This window comes from Halomonas sp. NO4 (assembly GCF_010994375.1).
Lineage (GTDB): Bacteria > Pseudomonadota > Gammaproteobacteria > Pseudomonadales > Halomonadaceae > Halomonas.
In genome coordinates this window covers 1-21,585 of the sequence record NZ_WHMA01000034.1, presented here as the reverse complement: position 1 = coordinate 21,585, position 21,585 = coordinate 1, and the positions used below count along the sequence as shown (strand labels likewise).

General features: G+C 70.2%; 19 protein-coding genes and 1 tRNA gene. 13 read left to right on the top strand and 7 right to left on the bottom strand.

Translation table 11 applies throughout. The annotated features are described in order from the left end of the window. The first annotated feature begins 19 nt into the window (after positions 1-19). The 12 genes from FEF15_RS16300 to lpxC all read left to right on the top strand — a co-directional run bounded on the left by FEF15_RS16300 (position 20) and on the right by lpxC (position 14,546). Entirely contained in the window at positions 20-1,525 is a 1,506-nt protein-coding gene (locus FEF15_RS16300; protein WP_163560221.1) for a UDP-N-acetylmuramoyl-L-alanyl-D-glutamate--2,6-diaminopimelate ligase, read from the top strand. Next, positions 1,522-2,883 (top strand): UDP-N-acetylmuramoyl-tripeptide--D-alanyl-D-alanine ligase, encoded by a 1,362-nt coding sequence (gene murF, locus FEF15_RS16295; RefSeq protein WP_163560220.1) that lies wholly within the window; start codon positions 1,522-1,524, stop codon positions 2,881-2,883. The genes FEF15_RS16300 and murF overlap by 4 nt, the downstream gene beginning before the upstream one ends. 14 nt (positions 2,884-2,897) lie before the next feature. After that, positions 2,898-3,980 carry a phospho-N-acetylmuramoyl-pentapeptide-transferase gene (gene mraY, locus FEF15_RS16290; RefSeq protein ID WP_163560219.1) on the top strand — a complete coding sequence of 361 codons (1,083 nt, stop codon included), beginning with the start codon at positions 2,898-2,900 and terminating at the stop codon, positions 3,978-3,980. Then, a complete protein-coding gene (murD, locus tag FEF15_RS16285) occupies positions 3,980-5,410 on the top strand; it encodes a UDP-N-acetylmuramoyl-L-alanine--D-glutamate ligase (protein WP_163560218.1) in 1,431 nt (476 codons plus the stop codon). Before mraY ends, murD begins: the two co-directional genes overlap by 1 nt. After that, positions 5,407-6,630, top strand: coding sequence for a putative lipid II flippase FtsW (ftsW, locus tag FEF15_RS16280; protein WP_163560217.1), 1,224 nt, complete (start codon positions 5,407-5,409; stop codon positions 6,628-6,630). Before murD ends, ftsW begins: the two co-directional genes overlap by 4 nt. Further along, positions 6,627-7,715: an undecaprenyldiphospho-muramoylpentapeptide beta-N-acetylglucosaminyltransferase gene (gene murG, locus FEF15_RS16275; protein WP_163560216.1), complete on the top strand. Its 1,089-nt coding sequence runs from the start codon at positions 6,627-6,629 to the stop codon at positions 7,713-7,715. The genes ftsW and murG overlap by 4 nt, the downstream gene beginning before the upstream one ends. 52 nt (positions 7,716-7,767) lie before the next feature. Next, positions 7,768-9,186, top strand: coding sequence for a UDP-N-acetylmuramate--L-alanine ligase (murC, locus tag FEF15_RS16270; RefSeq protein ID WP_163560230.1), 1,419 nt, complete (start codon positions 7,768-7,770; stop codon positions 9,184-9,186). Then, a complete protein-coding gene (locus FEF15_RS16265) occupies positions 9,186-10,109 on the top strand; it encodes a D-alanine--D-alanine ligase (protein WP_163560215.1) in 924 nt (307 codons plus the stop codon). The genes murC and FEF15_RS16265 overlap by 1 nt, the downstream gene beginning before the upstream one ends. Next, a complete protein-coding gene (locus FEF15_RS16260; protein ID WP_163560214.1) occupies positions 10,106-10,837 on the top strand; it encodes a cell division protein FtsQ/DivIB in 732 nt (243 codons plus the stop codon). The genes FEF15_RS16265 and FEF15_RS16260 overlap by 4 nt, the downstream gene beginning before the upstream one ends. A gap of 190 nt (positions 10,838-11,027) precedes the next feature. Continuing rightward, positions 11,028-12,314 (top strand): cell division protein FtsA, encoded by a 1,287-nt coding sequence (gene ftsA, locus FEF15_RS16255; protein WP_163560213.1) that lies wholly within the window; start codon positions 11,028-11,030, stop codon positions 12,312-12,314. Positions 12,315-12,347: 33 nt separating this feature from the next. After that, positions 12,348-13,523: a cell division protein FtsZ gene (gene ftsZ, locus FEF15_RS16250; RefSeq protein WP_163560212.1), complete on the top strand. Its 1,176-nt coding sequence runs from the start codon at positions 12,348-12,350 to the stop codon at positions 13,521-13,523. A 111-nt stretch (positions 13,524-13,634) separates the two neighbouring features. Beyond that, positions 13,635-14,546: a UDP-3-O-acyl-N-acetylglucosamine deacetylase gene (lpxC, locus tag FEF15_RS16245; protein WP_163560211.1), complete on the top strand. Its 912-nt coding sequence runs from the start codon at positions 13,635-13,637 to the stop codon at positions 14,544-14,546. Positions 14,547-14,615: 69 nt separating this feature from the next. On the opposite strand, the gene bioA is transcribed toward lpxC, so the two are convergent. The 7 genes from bioA to bioB form a co-directional block, all read right to left on the bottom strand. Then, on the bottom strand, positions 14,616-15,917 hold the full coding sequence (bioA, locus tag FEF15_RS16240) for an adenosylmethionine--8-amino-7-oxononanoate transaminase (RefSeq protein WP_163560210.1): 1,302 nt from the start codon (positions 15,915-15,917) through the stop codon (positions 14,616-14,618). A 117-nt stretch (positions 15,918-16,034) separates the two neighbouring features. Then, positions 16,035-16,119, bottom strand: a tRNA-Leu gene (locus FEF15_RS16235). Between the two features lie 44 nt (positions 16,120-16,163). Continuing rightward, positions 16,164-16,880 carry a dethiobiotin synthase gene (bioD, locus tag FEF15_RS16230; RefSeq protein ID WP_163560209.1) on the bottom strand — a complete coding sequence of 239 codons (717 nt, stop codon included), beginning with the start codon at positions 16,878-16,880 and terminating at the stop codon, positions 16,164-16,166. A 1-nt stretch (position 16,881) separates the two neighbouring features. Continuing rightward, positions 16,882-17,685 carry a methyltransferase domain-containing protein gene (locus FEF15_RS16225; RefSeq protein WP_163560208.1) on the bottom strand — a complete coding sequence of 268 codons (804 nt, stop codon included), beginning with the start codon at positions 17,683-17,685 and terminating at the stop codon, positions 16,882-16,884. Further along, positions 17,682-18,428: an alpha/beta fold hydrolase gene (locus tag FEF15_RS16220; RefSeq protein ID WP_163560207.1), complete on the bottom strand. Its 747-nt coding sequence runs from the start codon at positions 18,426-18,428 to the stop codon at positions 17,682-17,684. The genes FEF15_RS16225 and FEF15_RS16220 overlap by 4 nt, the downstream gene beginning before the upstream one ends. Then, positions 18,425-19,603 (bottom strand): 8-amino-7-oxononanoate synthase, encoded by a 1,179-nt coding sequence (gene bioF / locus FEF15_RS16215; protein WP_163560206.1) that lies wholly within the window; start codon positions 19,601-19,603, stop codon positions 18,425-18,427. Before bioF ends, FEF15_RS16220 begins: the two co-directional genes overlap by 4 nt. A 6-nt stretch (positions 19,604-19,609) precedes the next feature. After that, positions 19,610-20,716 carry a biotin synthase BioB gene (gene bioB / locus FEF15_RS16210; protein ID WP_163560205.1) on the bottom strand — a complete coding sequence of 369 codons (1,107 nt, stop codon included), beginning with the start codon at positions 20,714-20,716 and terminating at the stop codon, positions 19,610-19,612. A 70-nt stretch (positions 20,717-20,786) separates the two neighbouring features. Here bioB and FEF15_RS16205 point away from each other — a divergent pair, with 70 nt between their 5' ends. Continuing rightward, positions 20,787-21,500 (top strand): ComF family protein, encoded by a 714-nt coding sequence (locus FEF15_RS16205; protein ID WP_240454200.1) that lies wholly within the window; start codon positions 20,787-20,789, stop codon positions 21,498-21,500. Positions 21,501-21,585: the final 85 nt, after the last annotated feature.

Below are 21,585 nucleotides of genomic sequence, written 5' to 3'. Positions count from 1 at the left end.
GCCTGCCGGAGGAGAGCCCATGTACGTGACGGCAACCCGTTTCGAGGCGGCGCTGCGCCGCTGCTGGCCCGAGCTGACCCTGGCGCCACCCACGTCGGCGCGCCTGCGCCTGGTGGAGGACAGCCGGGGCGTGGCGCCGGGCGACGTCTTCGTGGCGCTGCCCGGCGAAGCCGCCGATGGCCGTGACCATGTCGAGGCGGCCCTGGCGGCCGGCGCTTCCGCCGTGCTCTATCATCTGGGCCGTGACGAGCGCCTGCCCGAGGCGCTGAACGACCCCCGGGTGCTGGCACTGCCCTATCTGCGCCAGCGGCTGGGCGAACTGGGGCAGGCGTTCTTCGCGGTGCCAGAGGCGCTGGAGCTCATCGGTGTGACCGGTACCAACGGCAAGAGCTCGGTGACCCACTACCTGGCCGAGCTGAGCCGGCTCCTGGGGCGTGATGCCGGGGTGGTCGGCACCCTCGGCCACGGGCGACCGGGGCACCTGACCGAGGGCCGCCTGACCACGCCGGGGCCGTTGGCGCTGCAGGCGGCACTTGGCGAGCTGGCCGGGGAGGGCATGACGCGCATCGCCCTGGAGGTCTCCTCCCATGCCTTGGAGCAGGGTCGCCTCGATGGCTGCCGGGTCAGCGCGGCGGTGTTCACCAACCTGAGCCGCGACCATCTCGACTACCACGGCAGCATGGCCGCCTACGCCGCGGCCAAGGCGCGGTTGTTCCGCCGCCCCGAGCTCGACCTGGCGGTGGTCAACGCCGACGACCCCCTGGCGCGGCTGATGCTGGCCGGCGTGGGCGAGGGCGTGCGGGTACTTGCCGTGGGCAGCGACCCGGCGGCCACGCTGCGGGTGCTCGACTGGCAGGCCTCACCGACGGGCCAGCTCGCCCTCGTCGCCACCCCGGAGGGCGAGCGCCCCCTCGAGCTTTCACTGCTTGGGCGCTTCAGCCTCGACAACCTGCTGCTGGCCATGGCCACTCTCTATGGCGCCGGCGAATCGCTCGACGACCTTTTCGATGCCGCCGCGCGGGTCTCGCCGGTAGCGGGGCGGCTGCAGCCGCTGATCCGGCCCGGCTGCCCTCGGGTGATCGTCGACTACGCGCATACCCCCGATGCCCTGGAGAATGCCCTGGCAGCGCTGCGTGCCCATCTGCCCGGCCAGGGGCGGCTGTGGTGCCTGTTCGGCTGCGGCGGGGATCGCGACAGCGGCAAGCGAGCGCTGATGGGCGCCGCCGCCGAGCGCCAGACCGAGCGCCTGGTGATCACCGACGACAACCCACGCAGCGAGGAGGCCGCTGCCATTCGCGAGCAGGTCATGGAGGGCCTCTCGGCGGCGGGGCGAGAAAAGGCCTGGAACCTGGCCGGACGGGGCGAGGCCATCGCCCGGGTGCTGGCCGAGGCGGCGCCCGAGGACGTGGTACTCGTCGCCGGCAAGGGCCACGAGACCTATCAGGAGATCGACGGCGTGCGCCATCCCTTCAGCGACGTGGATGCCGTGAACCGGGCGCTGGCGCGCCGGGAGGCCTCGGCATGAGCCAGTGCGGCTTGGAGAGCCTCGCCGCGGTGGCCGCGGCGCTGGGGGTGGCGCCACCCGTGACGGATCGCCCGCTGGCCGGCGTTGCCACCGACACCCGGGGAATAGCCCCCGGCGCGCTCTTCGTGGCGCTCGTCGGCGAGCGCTTCGACGCCCACGCCTTTCTCGCCCAGGCGCGGGAGGCGGGCGCCGCCGCCGCCCTGGTGGAGCGGCCGGTGGACGACCCGCTGCCCCAGCTGGTGGTCCCGGATACGCGCCTCGCCCTGGGCCTGCTCGCGCGGGCACGACGACGCGCCTGGGGCAGGCCCCTGGCGGCGGTGACCGGCAACAGCGGCAAGACCAGCGTCAAGGAGCTCCTCAAGGCGCTGCTGGCGCCCCACGGCGCGACGCTGGCCACCCACGGCAACCTCAACAACGACATCGGTGCGCCGCTGACCCTGCTCGAGCTTGCCCCCGACCACCGCCACGCCGTGGTCGAGCTGGGGGCCAACCACCTGGGCGAGATCGCCTGGACCACCGCCCTGGCCGAGCCGCAGGTGGCGGTGATCACCAACGTCACCGGTGCCCATGTCGGCGAATTCGGCGGCATGGGCCGTATCGCCCAGGCCAAGGGGGAGATTCTCGCCGGGCTGCCGGCCGACGGCGTGGCGGTCCTCAACCGCGACGACGTCTACTTTCCGCTCTGGTCGCGCCTGGCCGCGCCGCGGGAGGTGCTCGACTTCGGCCTGGATGGCGCGGCGCGGGTGCGTGCCACCGAGCTGGCCTGCGACGCCCTGGGACGCTATGCTTTCACGCTTGTCGTGGATGGCCGCCGGCTCGGGCGCATCACCCTGGCCCTGCTGGGGCGCCACAGCGTGGCCAATGCCCTGGCGGCCGCGGCCGCGGCGCTGGCGCTGGGCGTCTCCGCCGAGGGCGTCACCGCCGGCCTGGCGGCCGCCGAGCCGTTGGCGGGCCGTCTCGCCGTGGTGGCGGGCATCCGCGACACGCGCGTGCTGGACGATACCTATAATGCCAATCCCGGCGCCGTGAAGGCGGCGCTTGCGCTGCTTGCCGAGCTGCCGGGGCCGCGCTGGTGCCTGCTGGGCGCCATGGGCGAGCTGGGCGCCGAGGCCGACCGGCTGCATGCCGAGGTCGGCCACTACGCAAGGGAACGGGGAATCGACGTGCTCGGCACCTGCGGGGCGCAGGCCAAGCCCGCCTGCGACGCCTTCGGCGACGGCGGGTGCCATTTCAATGATCGCGAGGCGCTGACGCGCCACGTCCTGGACCATCTGCCCCCCGGCGCCAGCGTGCTGGTCAAGGGCTCGCGCAGCGCCGGTATGGAAGAGGTCGTGGCCGCACTGCGCGCCGACGCATAAGGTGATCGCAACACATGCTGCTTTTTCTGGCCGATTTTCTGGCGCAATTCCAGAGCGCCTTCAATGTTTTCAATTACCTGACCCTGCGCATGATCCTGGGCACCCTGACGGCGCTGCTGCTGTGCCTGTTTCTGGGGCCCTGGATGATTCGTCGCCTGGTGGAGCGCCAGATCGGCCAGGCGGTACGCGACGACGGTCCCCAGTCGCACCTCTCCAAGGCGGGTACGCCGACCATGGGCGGTGCCATGATCCTCGTGTCGATGGCCGTCAGCACCCTGCTGTGGGGCGATCTCGCCAACCACTACGTCTGGATCGTGCTGGCGGTGACGCTGGGCTTCGGGGCCATCGGCTGGGTCGACGATTACCGCAAGGTGGTGGAAAAGAACCCCCGCGGGCTGCCGGCGCGCTGGAAGTACTTCTGGCAGTCGCTGATCGGTGGCCTGGCCGCCGTGCTGCTCTACGTCACTGCCGCCTCGCCGGTGGAGACCAGCCTGATCGTGCCGCTGTTCAAGGAGTTCGTGCTGCCGCTCGGTGTCTTCTACGTGGTGCTCACCTACCTGGTGATCGTGGGCAGTTCCAACGCGGTGAACCTCACCGATGGTCTCGACGGCCTGGCGATCATGCCCACCGTGATGGTGGCCATGGGGCTGGCCGTGTTCGCCTACGCCAGCGGCAACGCCGTCTTCGCCGACTACCTGCAGATTCCCAACATCCCCGGCGCCGGGGAACTGGCCGTGTTCTGTGCCACCATCGCCGGGGCCGGCCTGGGCTTTCTGTGGTTCAACACCTATCCGGCCCAGGTCTTCATGGGCGATGTCGGTGCCCTGGCGCTGGGAGCGGCGCTCGGCGTGGTGGCGGTGATCGTGCGCCAGGAGATCGTGCTCTTCGTGATGGGCGGCATCTTCGTCATGGAGACCATCTCGGTGATCCTGCAGGTGGGCTCCTACAAGCTCACCGGCCGGCGCATCTTCCGCATGGCCCCGCTGCACCACCACTACGAGCTCAAGGGCTGGCCGGAACCGCGCGTCATCGTGCGCTTCTGGATCATCACCGTGGTGCTGGTGCTGGTCGGCCTGGCCACCCTCAAGGTGCGCTGATGCAGTCCGATGGCAGCCGCGAGGCAGGCGGCAGGGTCGCGATATCCGCGGGCATCACCCTCGTCGTGGGCCTGGGGGTTTCCGGCCGGGCGATCTGTCGCCACCTGGCGCGTCAGGGCGTGCCCTTCATGGTCGCCGACACCCGGTCGGCGCCGCCGGGCCTGGACGACTTTCACGCCGCCCATCCGGAAGTGGCGGTTCATCTTGGGCCGCTGACCGAGCTCGATCTCGCCGAGGTGGCCGAAGTGGTGTTGAGCCCGGGCGTCGATCCCGCCACGCCGGGGCTCGAGGGGCTGGCCGAGGCGCGCAACCCGGCCACCGGCGAGCCGCGCCTGGTGGGAGAGATCGCGCTCTTCCGACGTGCCTGCACCGCGTCCGTTGCCGCCATCACCGGCGCCAACGCCAAGTCCACCGTGACCACCCTGCTCGGCGAGATGGCCCGCGAGGCGGGTGTGCGCGTGGCGGTGGGCGGCAACCTGGGCACCCCGGCCCTCGACCTGCTGGCCGAGACACCCGACGCCGAGCTCTTCGTGCTCGAGCTCTCAAGCTTCCAGCTCGAGACGACGCCCTGGCTCGCCGCCGAGACGGCGGCCTTCCTCAACCTCTCCGAGGATCACCTCGACCGCCACGGCGACATGGCGGGCTACCGTGCCGCCAAGCTTGCCATCTTCCGCGGCGCGCGCCACGGCGTGGTCAACGCCGAGGACCCGCTGACCTGGCCGGCGGCGCCGTTGCCGGCCCTGGATCGCTTCACTACCGCCGCGCCCGGCCCGGGAGAGTGGGGCATCGCCCGCCGCGACGGCCGCGACTGGCTGATGCACGGCGAGACGCCGCTGCTCGCCGCCGGGACGATGCGCCTGGCGGGGCGCCACAACCAGGCCAATGCCCTGGCGGCGCTGGCCATGGGCACGCGCCTGGGTCTGCCGCTGGCTGCCATGCGCACGGTGCTCGAGCGCTTTCCCGGCCTGCCGCACCGCGGCGAGACGGTGGCGGTGCGCGACGGCGTGCGCTGGATCAACGACTCCAAGGGAACCAACGTGGGGGCCACGCTCGCCGCCATCGCCGGCCTGGGCCCCACCCTCGAAGGGCGGCTGGTGCTGCTGGCCGGCGGCGTGGGCAAGGGGGCGGACTTCACGCCGTTGGCCGAACCGCTGGCTCGCTATGGCCGTGAGGCGATCCTCTTCGGTGCCGATGCGCCGCGCCTGGCGGCCGCGCTCGAGGGGCGTGTCGCCGTGACCCGGGTGGCGGACCTCGGGGCCGCCATGGGCCGTGCCCGCACGGTCGCACGCCCCGGCGACTGCGTGCTGCTGTCGCCGGCCTGTGCGAGCCTCGATCAGTTCCCCAACTACCAGGCCCGCGGCGACGCCTTCCGTCGCTGGCTCGAGCAGCACCTCGGCGAAGCGGCCGATGGCAAGGAGAGACGTGCATGAAGCGCCTGGCCCGCTGGCGGGAGTCGCTGTCGATGCGTGATCAGCCTTGCGACGGCTGGCTGCTGCTGGCGGCCATCGCGCTGTTGCTGATCGGCTGGGTGATGGTCACTTCCGCCTCCATGGAGGTGGCCGCCGGGCTGACCGGCAACCCCTACTATTTCAGCCAGCGCCACGGCCTCTTCGTGGTGGTCGCCTTCGTCGTGGCGGCCCTGGCGGTGCGCGTGCCGCTGGCCTGGTGGCGGGCCAACGGGCCGCTGCTGCTGCTGCTGGGGTTCGCGCTGCTGGTGGCCGTGCTGCTGGTGGGGCGTGAGGTCAACGGCAGTCGCCGCTGGCTCTCGGTGCCCGGGGTTCCCTTCAACTTGCAGGCCTCGGAAGTCGCCAAGCTGTGCCTGATCGCCTACCTGGCCGGCTACCTGGAGCGCTTTTTGCCCGCCGTGCGCCGCCATTGGGGGGCCTTCCTGCGCCCGCTGCTGGTCATCGGGGTGTTCGCCGCGCTGCTGATCCTCGAGCCGGACTACGGCGCGGTGGTGGTAATGACCGGCTGCGCCATGGGCATGCTGCTGATGGCCGGCGCGCCTTGGGGGCGGTTCGTGCTGCTCCTGATCGGGCTGGGGCTGCTCGGCTTCTACGCCGCCATCGCCGAGCCCTACCGCCTGGCGCGGCTGACCAGCTTCGCCGACCCCTGGGCCGACCAGTTCGCCAGCGGCTACCAGCTGACCCAGGCGCTGATCGCCTTCGGTCGCGGCCACTGGCTGGGCACCGGGCTTGGCAACAGCGTGCAGAAGCTGTATTACCTGCCCGAGGCGCACACCGACTTCGTCTTCGCCGTGCTCGCCGAGGAGCTGGGGCTGATCGGTGCCATCGGCGTGGTGGGGCTCTTCGCACTGCTGATCGTGCGCGCCCTGGCGGTGGGGCGGCGCGCCGAACTGGCGGGCCTGGCGTTCGCGGCCTACTTGAGCTATGGGGTGGCCTTCGTGATCGCCGCCCAGGCTTTCATCAACATCGCCGTGAGTACCGGCATGCTGCCCACCAAGGGCTTGACGCTGCCGCTGCTCAGCTACGGCGGCTCCAGCCTGCTGGTGAGTGCGCTGATGGTGGCGCTGCTGCTGCGCGCCGACATCGAGACCCGTGCCGCTCGGCGCCGGGCCAGCCCCGCGGCAGCCCGCGATGAGGCGCACCACCCTCGTTCATCCTCTCGATCAGAAGGAGCTCGTTCGTGAGCCAGTCATCCGTACGCCGCGCGCTGATCATGGCCGGGGGCACCGGAGGCCATGTCATTCCCGCGCTGTCGCTGGCCCACGGCCTGGCGGCCCAGGGCATCGAGGTGCACTGGCTGGGCAGCCCGCGGGGCATCGAGAACCATCTCGTGCCCGCGGCCAACATCCCCCTGCATCGCATCGCCGTGAGCGGGCTGCGCGGCAACGGCTTAGCCGGCTGGCTGCTGGCCCCCTTCAACCTGACACGGGCCGTGTGGCAGGCGGCGCGGATCATCCGCGGCCTGGACCCGGCGCTGGTGGTGGGGCTGGGCGGCTTTGCCAGCGGCCCCGGCGGCCTGGCCGCCTGGCTGTCGCGCCGCCCCTTGGTGATCCACGAACAGAATGCCGTGGCGGGGCTGACCAACCGCGTGCTGGCGCGCCTGGCGCGCCGGGTCTTCGCCGCCTTTCCCCAGGCCTTTGGCGGCCGCAGCGAGGTGGTCGGCAACCCGGTGCGCGCCGAGATCGCTGCCCTGGGCGAGACGCCGCGAACCGTCGCGGCCATGGCCGGACGCGGGCTGCGCCTGCTGGTGGTGGGCGGCTCGCTGGGTGCCCAGGCGCTCAACGAGCGCCTCCCCGAGGCGCTGGCCCGCCTGCCCGAGGCGAGCCGGCCCGCGGTGCGTCACCAGGCCGGCCGCGACAAGGACGCGGCGACCCGTGAGAGATACGACCAGCATGGCGTCAAAGCGGACGTCACGGCCTTTATCGATGACATGGCGGCGGCCTACGACTGGGCGGATCTCGTCGTCTGTCGGGCCGGGGCGCTCACCGTGGCCGAGCTCGCCGCCGCCGCCAAGCCGGCACTCTTCGTGCCCTTTCCCCACGCCGTTGACGATCACCAGACCGCCAATGCCAGCGCCTTGGTCGAGGCCGGTGGCGCGGCACTGATCCCCCAACGCGACATGACGGCAGCGGCGCTGGCCGAACGCCTGGCGACGCTGCTCGACCCCGACACTCTCGCCACCATGGCCGTGCAGGCGCGCGGCGGTGCCCGCCTCGACGCGGTGGAGCGCCTGGTGGCCGGCTGCATGGAGACAGGTCTTGAGCGATAGCACCCTGGGACCGGTTCCCGGACAGACGATTCCGCCCCGGCACGGCCGGGGCATGGGCATGCGCCGCATCCGGCGCATACATTTCGTGGGCATCGGCGGCGCCGGTATGTGCGGGATCGCCGAGGTCCTGGCCAATCAGGGCTACCGGGTCAGCGGCAGCGACCTCAAGGCGTCGCCGGTGGTCCAGCGCCTTGGCGAGATCGGCATCCGCGTGGCCATCGGCCACGCCGCCGACAACGTGGTGGATGCCGACGTGGTGGTGGTCTCCACCGCCGTGGACGAGAGCAATCCCGAGATCCGCTGGGCCCACGAGCATCGCGTGCCGGTGGTACGCCGCGCCGAGATGCTCGCCGAGCTGATGCGCTTTCGTCACGGCATCGCCGTGGCCGGCACCCACGGCAAGACCACCACCACCAGCCTGTCCGCCACCCTGCTCGGCGAGGGCGGGCTCGACCCGACCTTCGTGATCGGCGGCAAGCTGACCAGCGCCGGCACCAACGCGCGCCTCGGCGAGGGCGACTTCCTGGTGGCCGAGGCCGACGAGTCCGACGCCTCCTTCCTGCACCTGCAGCCCATGGTGGCGGTGGTCACCAATATCGACGCCGACCACATGAGCACCTACGGCGGCGATTTCGAACGGCTCAAGGGCACCTTCATCGAGTTCCTGCATAACCTGCCGTTCTATGGTCTGGCGATCCTGTGCATCGACGACGACAACGTGCGCGGCCTGCGCGAGCGCCTCCACCGCCAGTTCGTCACCTACGGCTTCAGTGCCGACGCCGACTACCGGATCCGCGACTTCGCCCAGCAGGGCGGCGAGATTCGCTTCACCGCCGAGCGCCCCGACGGTCTGGCGCCGCTGGCGGTGCGCCTGGCCATGCCGGGCCGGCACAATGCCTTGAATGCCCTGGCGGCGATCGCCATCGCCACCGATGCCGGCGTCGACGATGCCGCCATCCAGCGCGGCCTGGCCGGCTTCGCCGGGGTGGGGCGGCGCTTCCAGGTGCACGGCCACTTTGCGCCGCCGGCGGGCGAAGGCGAGGTGATGCTGGTCGACGACTACGGTCACCACCCGCGCGAAGTGGCGATGGTCATCCGCGCCGTGCGCGCCGGCTGGCCGGTGCGACGCCTGGTGATGGTCTACCAGCCGCATCGCTACTCACGCACTCACGATCTCTACGAGGACTTCGTGCAGGTGCTCTCCGAGGTCGATACCCTGCTGCTGCTGGACGTCTACAGCGCCGGCGAGGCGCCCATCCCCGGGGCGGACGCCCGTGCCCTGGCGGGGTCGATCCGCCAGCGTGGCGAGGTCGATCCGCTCTTCGTGCAGGACAAGGCGGAGCTGCCGGCACTGTTGACGCGGGTGCTGCGCGATGGCGATATCCTGATCACCCAGGGTGCCGGCGACGTGGGCGGCATTGCCCAGCGCCTGGCGGAGAGTGGCCTGAAGCTGGACGAGGTGAGGCTATGATGGCGCGTGCCTATGGTCGGGTCGCGGTGCTCTACGGCGGCCATTCCGCGGAACGCGAGGTGTCGCTGAAGAGCGGGGCCGCGGTGCTGGCGGCGCTCGAGCGCCAAGGGGTCGATGCCATCGGCTATGACCCCGCCGACGGGGGGCTCGCCGGGCTCGAGGTGCTCGCCCCCGACCGGGTGTTCATCGCCCTGCACGGCCGTGGCGGCGAGGATGGCACCCTGCAGGGGGCGCTGGAGCTGCTGGGCCTGCCCTATACCGGCAGCGGGGTGCTGGCCTCGGCGCTGGGGATGGATAAGCAGCGCACCAAGCTGGTGTGGGAGGCGCTGGGCCTGCCCACCCCCGCGGGGCGGATACTCGCGGCGAACGCCGACTGGGAGGCGGTGGTGGCGGAACTCGGCCTGCCGCTGATCGTGAAGCCGGTGCACGAGGGCTCGACGCTGGGGATCAGCATCGTCGACAGCGGCGCCGCGCTCGAGGCCGCCTACCACGAGGCCGCACGCTTCGATGCGCAGGTCATGGCGGAGCGCTTCATCGCCGGAGAGGAGTACACGGTATCGCTGCTCGGCGATGCCATCCTCCCGGCGATCCGCGTCGAGGTGCCTGGCGGCTTCTATGATTACGAGGCCAAGTATCTCGCCGATGACACCCGCTACCACCTGCCGTGCGGGCTCGCCGCCGATGCCGAGGCGGCGCTGGGCGCCCTGTGCCGCGACGCCTTTGCCGCCATCGGCGGCGAGGGCTGGGGGCGCGTCGACGTGATGCGCGATGCCGAGGGCTGTTTCTGGCTGCTTGAGGTCAATACCGTGCCGGGCATGACCGACCACAGCCTGGTGCCCCAGGCTGCGGCGCATAGCGGTCTCGATTTCGATGCGCTGGTGCTGCGCATCCTCGACACCACGCTGGAGGCCGCGCCCGAATGAGCTCGCGGGGCTCGCTGCTGGGGGTGGTGCTCCTGCTGCTGGTGCTGGGGGCCGGTGGTCGGGCCTTGTGGCTGTGGCTCGACCAGCCCATCGAACGGGTGGCGATCCGTGGCGAGCTGAACCACGTCACGGCGGTTTATCTGCGCAGCCAGCTCGCGCCGCTGGTCGATGGCCGCACCTGGCTCTCCATCTCCTTGCCGGCGCTCAGGCGCGAGGCCCGCGACATCGGCTGGCTTGCCGAGGTGCGCGTCTCCCGGGAATGGCCCTATGCGCTGGTCTTCGAACTGGTCGAGCAGCAGCCGGTGGCGCGCTGGAACGATGACCGCCTGCTCAACCCCCAAGGCGAGCCCTTCGATCCCGCCCCGGTTCCCCCTCCACCCGGCCTGCCCGATCTCTCCGGTCCCCCCGGCAGCGGCGCCGAGGTGCTGGCCTATTACGAGCGCCTGGCGCCGCGCTTCGGCGACCTGGGGGTTGCCATCAGCCAGCTGCGCCTCGAGGCGCGCGGCGCCTGGCGATTCCAGCTCGACGATGGCATCTGGGTGATGCTGGGCCGCAGCGACCGCGAGGCACGCCTGGCGCGTCTCGCGGCGGCCTGGCGGCGACAGCTGGGCCGCGCCATGTCGCACATTCGTTACATCGACCTGCGCTATCCCAACGGTGTGGCGGTAGCCTGGCACGGTGAAACCGACGGTGATGGAGCTGCGCTTGTCGCGCGTGACGGGGAGTGATTTTTGCCGCATCGCCCCGTCAGATGGCGACTTCGAGTGTATCTTTTGGCAGGATTTCCCCGTATCGTGAAGTCTCTTTTTGGCATTGGGCTGGTGATTTAACGCCCGTTGTTTCTATAATGGTTCCAATGGCCATTTCAGCGATTAATGGATTCCCCTGCGGGTCAAGTTCAAGGAGTGTTCCCGGCGCATGGCAGTCACTTCCAACGCATCCAACATGGTAGTCGGGCTGGATATCGGAACATCCAAGGTGGTGGCGATCGTGGGCCAGCCAACCGATGATGGCGGTATCGAGATCGCCGGTATCGGTTCTCACCCTTCACGCGGCATGAAGAAGGGTGTGGTCATCAACATCGAGTCGACCGTGCAATCGATCCAACGCGCCGTGGAAGAGGCCGAACTGATGGCCGGCTGCGACATACACTCGGTGTATGTCGGGGTCGCGGGCAGCCACATCAGCTCGATGAACTCCGACGGGGTCGTGGCCATCAAGGAGCGCGAAGTCACCCCTTCCGATATCGAGCGGGTCATCGACTCGGCCCGGGCCCGGGCCATTTCCGAAGGTCAGCGCGTGCTGCACGTCCTTCCCCAGGAGTTTTCCATCGATACCCAGGGCGGTATTCGTGAGCCGCTGGGCATGTCCGGCGTGCGACTCGAGGCCCGGGTGCACCTAGTCACCGCGGCATTGAACGCCGTGCAGAACATCGACAAGTGCGTGCGCCGCTGCGGCCTCGAGGTCGATGCGGTGATCCTCGAGCAGCTCGCTTCCAGCATGGCGGTGCTCACCGAGGACGAGCGCGAGCTGGGGGTGTGCATGGTCGATATCGGCGGTGGCACCACCGACATCGCCGTCTTCACCGAAGGAGCGATTCGTCACACGGCGGTGATTCCTATCGCCGGCGACCAAGTCACCAACGATATCGCCATGGCGCTGCGCACGCCGACCCAGCACGCCGAGGAGATCAAGGTCAAGTACGCCTGCGCGCTGACCCAGCTGGCGGCCAGCGACGAGATGATCAAGGTGCCCAGCGTCGGCGACCGCCCGGCGCGTGACCTGTCGCGTCAGGCGCTGGCCGAGGTGGTCGAGCCGCGCTACGAGGAATTGTTCACGCTGATCCGCGACGAACTGCGGCGCAGCGGCTTCGAGGATCTGGTGGCTGCCGGAGTGGTGCTGACTGGCGGAACCGCGCGCATGGAAGGCGTGGTGGAACTGGCAGAGGAGATATTCCACATGCCGGTGCGCATCGCTTCGCCGCATAATGTGCGCGGACTGGCCGACGTGGTACGCAATCCGATTTATTCCACCGGCGTCGGTTTGCTACATTACGCCTTGCAGCAAGAGTCTCGGCACGGGGCTGGTCGCCAGGGCCGTGTGGTGACGGCACAACCCAGGCGTGATGACGTCTCCCGGCGTGGAACGAGGGAAGGGATTCCGGCGCTGGCAAAGATCAAGGGCTGGTTGAAAGGAAATTTCTGACAGGGCCGCGGTGCGGTCCAGGAGACGGGGCTTATGTTCGAACTGGTAGATAGCGCACCCTCGAGCAGTGCGGTCATCAAGGTCGTCGGCGTGGGCGGCGGCGGCGGCAACGCCGTCAACCACATGGTCGAGAGCAGCATCGAGGGCGTGGAGTTCATCTGCGCCAATACCGATGCCCAGGCACTCAAGCGAGTGGCGGCCAAGACCGTGCTCCAGCTCGGTAACGAGATCACCAAGGGGCTCGGGGCCGGTGCCAGTCCCGAAGTGGGTCGCCAAGCGGCCATGGAGGATCGCGATCGCATCGCCGAGCTGATCAGCGGCGCCGACATGGTGTTCATCACCGCCGGCATGGGCGGTGGCACCGGTACCGGCGGCGCGCCGGTGGTGGCCCAGGTCGCCAAGGAACTGGGCATTCTCACCGTGGCGGTGGTGACGCGTCCCTTCCCGTTCGAAGGCCCCAAGCGCATGCGCGTGGCCGAAGAGGGCATGAAGGAGCTCTCCGAGCACGTCGACTCCCTGATCACCATTCCCAACGAGAAGCTGCTCTCCGTGCTGGGCAAGAATGCCAGCCTGCTCAACGCCTTCAGCGCCGCCAACGACGTGCTGCTGGGCGCCGTCCAGGGCATCGCTGAGCTGATCACCAGCCCCGGCATCATCAACGTCGACTTCGCCGACGTGCGCACCGTGATGTCCGAGATGGGTATGGCGATGATGGGCACCGGCGGGGCCACCGGCGAGAACCGGGCCCGCGAGGCCGCCGAGAAGGCCATTCGAAGCCCGCTGCTCGAAGACATCGACCTCCACGGTGCCCGGGGCATCCTGGTCAACATCACCGCCGGTCCGGACCTCTCCATCGGTGAGTTCAACGACGTGGGCGCCACCGTTCAGGAGTTCGCCTCCCAGGACGCCACCATCGTGGTGGGGACGTCCATCGACATGGAGATGTCCGACGAGTTGCGGGTCACCGTGGTGGCAGCGGGCCTCGAGGGGCGTCAGCAGCAGAAGCCGGCCGGTCGCGAGACCGCTCAGCGCCCCGAAAGCCGTGACTACCGCAAGCTGCAGCAGCCCACGGCGATGCGTCAGCAGGCAACGGCCGCCAAGGCTGAGCCCCAGGAGGCGGCCAAGCCCCAGCCCGAGAAACGCCGTTCACCCCAGGAACTCGATGACTATCTCGATATCCCGGCCTTCCTGCGGCGGCAGGCCGATTGAGGGTCGCTATCATCTGATTAGGCAGGGTTGGGCCATGTTTTTTTGTTGAAACGCTCGTTCGGTGTTATAGTGAACGGCGTTTGATAACTTACAACGGCCTGGCCTCTGCCCATGATCAGACAACGCACCCTGCAAAACACAATCCGCGCCACCGGCGTTGGTCTTCATTCCGGCAAGAAGGTCTACCTGACCTTGCGACCGGCCCCGGCCAACACCGGTATCATCTTCGTGCGCACCGACCTGGAGCCGGAGGTCCAGCTGCCGGCGGATGCCGCCTTGGTCACCGACACCACCCTGTGCACGGCGCTGTCCCGTGACGGCGTCAAGGTGGCCACGGTGGAGCACCTGATGTCGGCCCTGGCAGGGCTTGGCATCGACAACGTCTACATCGACGTCAGCGCGCCGGAAGTGCCGATCATGGACGGCAGCGCCGCGCCCTTCGTGTTCCTGATCCAGTCGGCGGGTATCGCCGAGCAGGGCGCCCCGAAGCAGTTCATCCGCATCAAGCGCGAGGTGGTGGTGCGCGACGAGGACAAGGAGGCGCGCTTCCTGCCGCATCAGGGCTTCAAGGTCTCCTTCACCATCGACTTCGATCACCCGGTATTCGAGCAGCAGAAGCAGACCGCCGTGGTCGACTTCTCCACGACCTCCTTCGTCAAGGAGGTGTCGCGGGCGCGGACCTTCGGCTTCATGCGCGACCTCGAGCACCTGCGCGCCAACAACCTGGCGCTGGGCGGCAGCCTGGACAACGCCATCGTGGTTGATGACTATCGCATTGTGAACGAGGGCGGCCTGCGCTACGATGACGAGTTCGTCAAGCACAAGGTGCTCGACGCCATCGGTGACCTCTACCAGCTTGGCTACAGTCTGATCGGCGAATTCCGTGGCGTGAAATCGGGCCACGCGCTGAATAACCAGTTGTGTCGCGCCCTGCTGGCCCAGCCGGATGCCTACGAGATCGTCACTTTCGAGGATGAGCGCCAGCTGGCCCCCATCTCCTACGCCGCTCCCGCCATGGCCTGATCGCCGTTAGCTCTACCATTCCGCGTTCGCGTCGTCGCCCCGCCCTGGCGGGGCGGCGACTTTTGGTGTTCAGCGGAACCAGTCTTTCATCGTGTCGGTGATGCGGCGCAGCTCGTCGGGCGAGGTGACATAGGCCGGCATGGTATACAGCCAGCGTCCGATGGGACGCAGCCACACGCCCTGGTCACGGGCCCATTCGCCCACGCCGGCGAGGTCGGCGGCCTCGCGTGTCTCGATCACGGCGGTGGCGCCCAGCACCCGCACATCCTCCACTGCCGGATGCGCGCGCAGGCTCGCGTCTTCCAACAGTTCTTCGCGCAGCACCCCATTGAGGGTCGCGATTTTGCCCAGATAGTCCTCCTCCTCGAACACCGCCAGGCTCTCCAGAGCCACTCGGCTGGCCAGCGGGTTGCCCATGAAGGTCGGCCCGTGCATGAAGGCGTGCATGTCGCTGTCACCGATAAAGGTGTCGTGCACCCGGTCGGTGGCCAGCGTGGCCGCGTGGCCCAGGTAGCCGCCGGTAAGCCCCTTGGATAGCACCAGGATGTCGGGCGTGACGTCGGCGTGGTTGGCGGCGAACAGCTTGCCCGTGCGGCCAAAGCCGGTGGCCACCTCGTCGAAGACCAGCAGCACATCGAATTCATCGCAGAGTTCGCGGGCACCGCGGAGGTAGTGGGGCGAGGTCATGTTGAGCCCGCCGGCCGCCTGCAGCAGCGGCTCCATCAGCAGGGCGGCGATTTCCTCGTGGTGTGCTTCCAGCACCGCGCGCAGGGCGGCTAGGTCGGCCGCCACCGACGCGGGCTCGGCCTCGAAGGGCGCCGTGGGCGCCGGGGCGAAGTAATGCCGGGGCAGGTAGCCGGAGAACAGCGAGTGCATGCCCTCCTCGGGGTCGCATACCGCCATGCAGCCGGCGGTGTCGCCGTGGTAGGCCTTCATCAGCGAGAGCAGGCGGTGCTTGCCCGGTTTGTCGCGCAGCTGGTGGTACTGCACCGCCATCTTCATGGCGACCTCCATGCCCACCGAGCCGCTGTCCGAGTAGAAGACGTGGTTCAGTCCTTCCGGGGTGACCCGAACCAGCTCCCGTGCCAGGCGATCGGCGGGCTCATGGGTCAGCCCGCCGAGCATCACGTGACAGAGCTCGTCGGCCTGCTGCTGAATGGCGTTCACCAGGCGCGGGTGACAGTAGCCGTGGATCATGCACCACCAGGAGCAGGTGGCGTCGAGCAGCCGCTCGCCGCTTTCCAGGTGGAAATAAGGGCCTTCGCCGCCGACCACCTTGGGCGCCGGCCGCTGGGTCTTGAGATGGGCGTAGGGGTGCCAGATGGGGGAGGGATTCTTCACAGGAGAGGGATTCCAGGCAGGAGCGGTCATCGGGGCCTCCGAGGCAAAGAAGCAAAAGAGGGGGCGAGGCGACATGACGGGCACGCCAAATAGCCGCGCGTCGCGAGAGGACGGCGGAGATTCACATGCGTTGGCGGGACGATCAAATGGTGCGGATGGGGAGACTTGAACTCCCACGCCCGAAGGCACCAGAACCTAAATCTGGCGTGTCTACCAATTCCACCACATCCGCACGGATAGGCAGGCGACCACATTGTACGGACGCCCCCTCGCAAGTCAATCGACATCGGGCAGCTCCAGGTAAGCGGCGGCGGCCGCAGCCATGGCGCGCGGATCGCCGTCAGGCAGGCGAGGCAGGATGCCCAGGCAGGGCGCATCGAGTGCGCGCGCCAGGATGGCCAGGTTGTCGTCATGGAGCGCGCTGTCGGCCGCGAAGGCCGGGTCCACCAGGCTGCCGGCCCAGCCCGACAGGCGCAGGCCGGAGGCCGCGATCGCTTCCGCCGTCAGCCGCGCATGGCTGATACAGCCCAGTCGCAGGCCCACCACCAGAATCACCGGCAGCGCGAGATGCACCGCCAGCTCGGCGAGATCTTCCCGGTCGTTGAGGGGCACACGCCAGCCGCCGGCTCCCTCCACCAGGGTGAGGTCGCGGTGGTGGGAAAGGCCCTGCCGGACCTGCGGGACCAGAGTGTCGAGGCTGACCGTTGTCCCCGCGCGCCGGGCGGCCAGGTGCGGGGCGATGGCCGGGGCGAAGGCGTGCGGGTTCACCACCACATAGGGCTCGGGAGGGTGGCTCTGGGCCTGAAGGGCCAGCGCATCGGCATTGCGTAGTGCCGAAGTGCCGTCTTCGAGGGTGACTGGCTCGCTGCCCGAGGCGACGGGCTTGAGGCCCAGCGTGGTGAGGCCGCGGCGACGTGCCAAGGCAAGCAGGCCGGCGGTGATCAGGGTCTTGCCCGCGTCGGTGTCGGTTCCAGTGACGAAGTAGGCGGCCATCTCAGCGCTCCAGCTCCAGGCTCAGCAGTTGGTAGGTAACCGGCAGCCCCTCGGGCTCGCGCAGCGCCTCGTAGCGCTGCCTGGCGCGGGCCAGGTCGGCCCGGGTCAGGCGGGCACCGGGGCGAGCGGTCTGGGCGCCGATACCCTTGATGGAGGCCATCACCGAGGCCAGGTCGGGGTAGTGGAAGCGCGGCTGGCTGGCCGTGACCGTCACTTGGCGAAAGCCGGCCAGCCGGGTGGCAGACAGGTGCCGGTCGCGGCCGCAAAAGTCGAGCAGGGCGGCGGGGGCTTCGGGGCGCGCCCAGGCATGGGCCACCTCGACCAGGGTGCCGGGGGCCAGGGTGTTGATCAGTGCCTGGCCGCCGGGCCGGAGGGTGCGGTGGAGTTCGGCGAGCACCGCGTCGAGGTCGGGGCACCACTGGATGGCCAGGTTGGAGAAGATCAGGTCCAGGCTGGCACTCGCCAGTGGCAGGGCGCCGGCATCGGCGCACAGCCAGCTCACTCGCGCCGCCGCCCCCTGGTCCTGGCGCGCCACCTCGAGCATGCCCGTTGCCAGGTCGAGGCCGATGACACGGCCGGCTGGCGCATAGCGCTCGGCAAGTCGGGCGCTCCAGTGCCCGGGGCCGCAGCCGAGATCGAGTATGTCCTCCGCCCGATCCGGCAGACGAGACCAGAGCCGCATGCCCATGGTGTGCTGGGCGCCGGCCAGACGTGCATAGTCAGGAGCGGCCCGCGAGAAGGCGCGGGCCACTCGGCGAGGCCAATCGGGTGGCACCGCGGGGCGGGGCAACGGGGCGCTGCTCATGCCGGGGACTCCTCTTGAGGCGCCACGCTGGCGCATTCACGGGCCAGCGCTACCAGGGCATCGGCGAGGGCCTTGGGCTGTGAGAGCATGGGGCAGTGGCCGGCGCCGTCGAGGCAACGGTCGGCCGCCTCGCGCAGGGGTGGCGCCAGCAGCGGATCGTCGGCACCGGCCAGGGTGCGTACCGGACAGGGCGCCTCGGCCAGCGGGCATTCGACATCGAGCGTGGCGAGCCAGTCGAGACCGGCGGCCAGAGTGGGCGTGTCGGCGCTGGGGGCCTCGCCCAGCAGGTCGCGCAGGCGCCGATGGGCGGTGCGTGGCGCCGGCTCGCCGGCGAGCTGCCCGCGCCGGAAGTGGGCCAGGGTCGCTGCGGGGGCGCGGCGGAAGGCGCGTCGAAAGGCGGCGAGCTCGCTGGCGGTGATGCCGCGGGGATGGCAGAAGCGCGGCCCCATGCCCAGCAGGATCAGCCCCTGGGGGTGAGAGCGGTGCGCAGGCAGGTGATCGAGCAGGGCGCCGGCCAGCAGCCCGCCCAGCGACCAGCCCACCCAGACGGCGTCTACCGGCAGGTCGTCGGCCATGGCGTCGGCCAGGGCCGCGAGAGAGGCCGGCTCGGCAAGGGCTTCGCGCCCCGCGTAGCCCGGCCAGTCCGGGGCGTGGATCTTCCAGCCCGCCGGCCAGTGGGGGGCAAGTGGCTGCCAGATGCGCGCATCGCAGCCCCAGCCCGCGAGCAGCACCAGGTGGCTCATGGGGTCGCCTCCCGGGCGGCGTCGCCTTCCCCGGCCTGGCAGGCGGCCAGGGCATCCAGCAGGGCGTCCAGGTCGGCGTCGCTGTGGGCGGCACTCAGGGTGATGCGCAAGCGCGCCTGGCCGCGGGGCACCGTGGGCTCGCGGATGGCACCCACCGCCAGGCCGCGCTCGGCGAGCCGTGCGGCCCAGGCCAGCACACGCTGGCCGTTGCCCAGCACCAGCGGCTGGATCGGCGTAGGGCTGTCCATCAGCGGCAGCCCCAGGCCGGCGGCCGCGGCGCGGAAGCGGGCGATCCGGGTGCACAGCCGCTCCCGTCGCTCCGGCTCCGCGGCAAGGATGTCCAGCGCCGCCAGGGTCGCCGCCGCCACCCCGGGGGGCTGGGCGGTGGTGTAGACGTAGGGGCGGGCGAACTGGATCAGGTGCTCGATCAGCGCCTCGCTGCCGGCCACGAAGGCGCCACCGGTACCCAGCGCCTTGCCCAGGGTGCCGACCAGTACCGGTACCTCGTCGACGCCGTGGGCGCGGCCCACGCAGCCCTCGCCGGCTTCGCCCAGCACGCCCAGGCCGTGGGCATCATCGACCATCAGCCAGGCGCTGTGGCGCGCGCTGACGCTGGCCAGGCCGGCGATGTCGGCGACATCGCCGTCCATGCTGAACACCCCATCGGTGACCACCAGCCGGGGTGCGTCCGTCGGGGCGCGGGCGAGCAGGCGGTCGAGGTCGGCCAGGCTTTGGTGGTGGAAGCGTCGAGAACGGGCCCCGGCGAGGGCGGCGCCGTCGAGCAGCGAGGCGTGGTTGAGGCGGTCCTGGAAGACCTGGGTGTGGCCGTCGCAGAGCGCCTGCAGGGTGCCTAGGTTGGCCATGTAGCCGGTGGAGAAGAGCAGGGCGCGGGGGCGACCGACGAGCTCGGCCAGGCGGCATTCGAGGGCCTCGTGCACCGCGAGATGACCGCTGACCAGGTGCGAGGCGCACGCGCCGGTGCCGTAGCGCCGCGCGCCGTCTGCCATGGCATCGATCAGGCACGGTTCCCGGGCGAGCCCCAGGTAGTCGTTGCCGGCGAAATCGCGGGTCGCCCCGGGGGCATGGTGGCGGCGTTGGCGCCACAGCCCTGCGGCGCGGCGCTCGGTGGCCCGCTGGGCGAGGCGGGCGGACCAACAGGGGGGCGTCGAGACCATGCCGGCTCAGGCCCCGGCGACGTCGTAGGCGAGGGCGGCGGCGCGGGCGTCGCCGACCCGACGTGCCACGGCCGCTTCGAGACCCGCCTGGGCATGGGCGTCATCGGCACAGGTGGCGCGCTGCTCCGGATGCAGGCCCAGCTTGGCGAACAGCGCCCGATCGCGTTCCACCTGGGGGTTGGACGTGGTGAGCAGCTTGTCACCGTAGAAGATGGAATTGGCCCCGGCCAGGAAGGCCAGCGCCTGGGTCGACTCGTCCATCTGCTCGCGGCCGGCGGAGAGGCGCACGTGACTGGTCGGCATCAGGATGCGTGCCACAGCGATGGCGCGGATGAAATCGATGGGGTCGAGATCCTCGACGTTCTCCAACGGCGTGCCGGGCACCTTGACCAGCATGTTGATGGGCACGGATTCCGGGTGCGGGTCGAGGCGCGCCAGCTGCTGGAGCAGGGCGGCGCGGTCGCGGGGCGCCTCGCCCATGCCCAGGATGCCGCCGGCGCACACCTTCATGCCCGCCTCGCGTACATGGGCGAGCGTGTCCAGGCGGTCGGCGTAGGTGCGGGTGGTGATGATTTCACCGTAGTATTCCGGCGAGGTATCGAGGTTATGGTTGTAATAATCGAGCCCGGCCTCGGCCAGGCGGCCGGCCTGGTCGCCGTCGACCATGCCCAGCGTCATGCAGGTCTCGAGCCCCAGCGCCTTGACCCGGCGCACCATCTCCAGCACCACCTCGAGGTCGCGTTCGCGGGGACTCTTCCAGGCCGCGCCCATGCAGAAGCGGCTGGCACCGGCGTCCTTTGCCGCCCGGGCCTGTTCCACCACCTTCTCGATCTCGAGCAGCTTCTCGCGGCCGAGCCCGGTGTTGTAGTGGCCCGACTGGGGGCAGTACTTGCAGTCCTCCGGGCAGGCGCCGGTCTTGATGGAGAGCAGGGTGGAGACCTGCACGGCGTTGGCATCGAAGTGGGCGCGGTGCACCCGCTGGGCGCGGAACAGCAGGTCGTTGAAGGGCAGGGCGAAGAGCGCCTCGATCTCTGCCAGGGACCAGTCGTGGCGGATGGCGGGGTCGCGCGGTAGGCTCGCATCGGGGGCGGCGGCATGGGAAGCTGTGGGCATGGTGGGCTCGCTTGAGGTCAACATGAACGGGAAAGCCAGGTTGACGAACAGGGTAGGGGGTCGGCAGCGCTTGTCAACCCTGATTCCCGAATGGGTTGACAGGGCGCTGCGACAGGCCCTGCCCGGGCGTTGCGCCTTTTGCCTGGGCACGGCTGCGCCCGGCGCGCCCTGGTGTGCGAGCTGTTTCGTCGAACTGCCCTGGAATCCGTCGGCCTGCCCGCGCTGCGGGGAGCCGCAGAGCGGGCCGGCGGGGCGCCTCTGTGGCGCCTGCCTGCGCCAGCCGCCAGCCTTTGATCGCACCCATGCGCCTCTGCGCTACGACGGTGAGGTGCTCGGTCTGGTGCAACGCTTCAAGTTCCATGCCTCCCCGCGAGCCGGGGCCGTATTGCTGGCGCTGCTGGCGAATGGCTTGGCGGAGGCATCCCTCGCCTGGCCCGAAGCCCTGGTTCCCGTGCCGCTGCACCCGCGGCGGGCCCGGGAGCGCGGCTTCGATCAGGCCGAGTGGCTGGCCCGACGCCTGGCGCGCCGGGTGGGGTGCCCGCTGGGGTGTGCGGTACGGGTGCGCGATACGCGCAGCCAGCGGGGCCTGGGCCGGGTCGCGCGGCGACGCAATCTGCGCCAAGCCTTTCGGGTCGAGGGGGCGCTGCCGCGTCGCGTGGCGCTGGTCGACGATGTCATGACCACCGGCGGTACCCTGGATGCCCTGGCCCGGGCGTGCCGGCAGGCCGGGGCCGAGGCCGTCGAGGTGTGGGTCGTCGCCCGCACGCCGTTGGGCCGAGGCTGACGCTAGCGGATACAGCCGGGCGCTTCCGTGACTGCTCCCCGCCCTAAGCGCTGACGCGCCACGGGCGAGGCTTCCCACTTCTCAG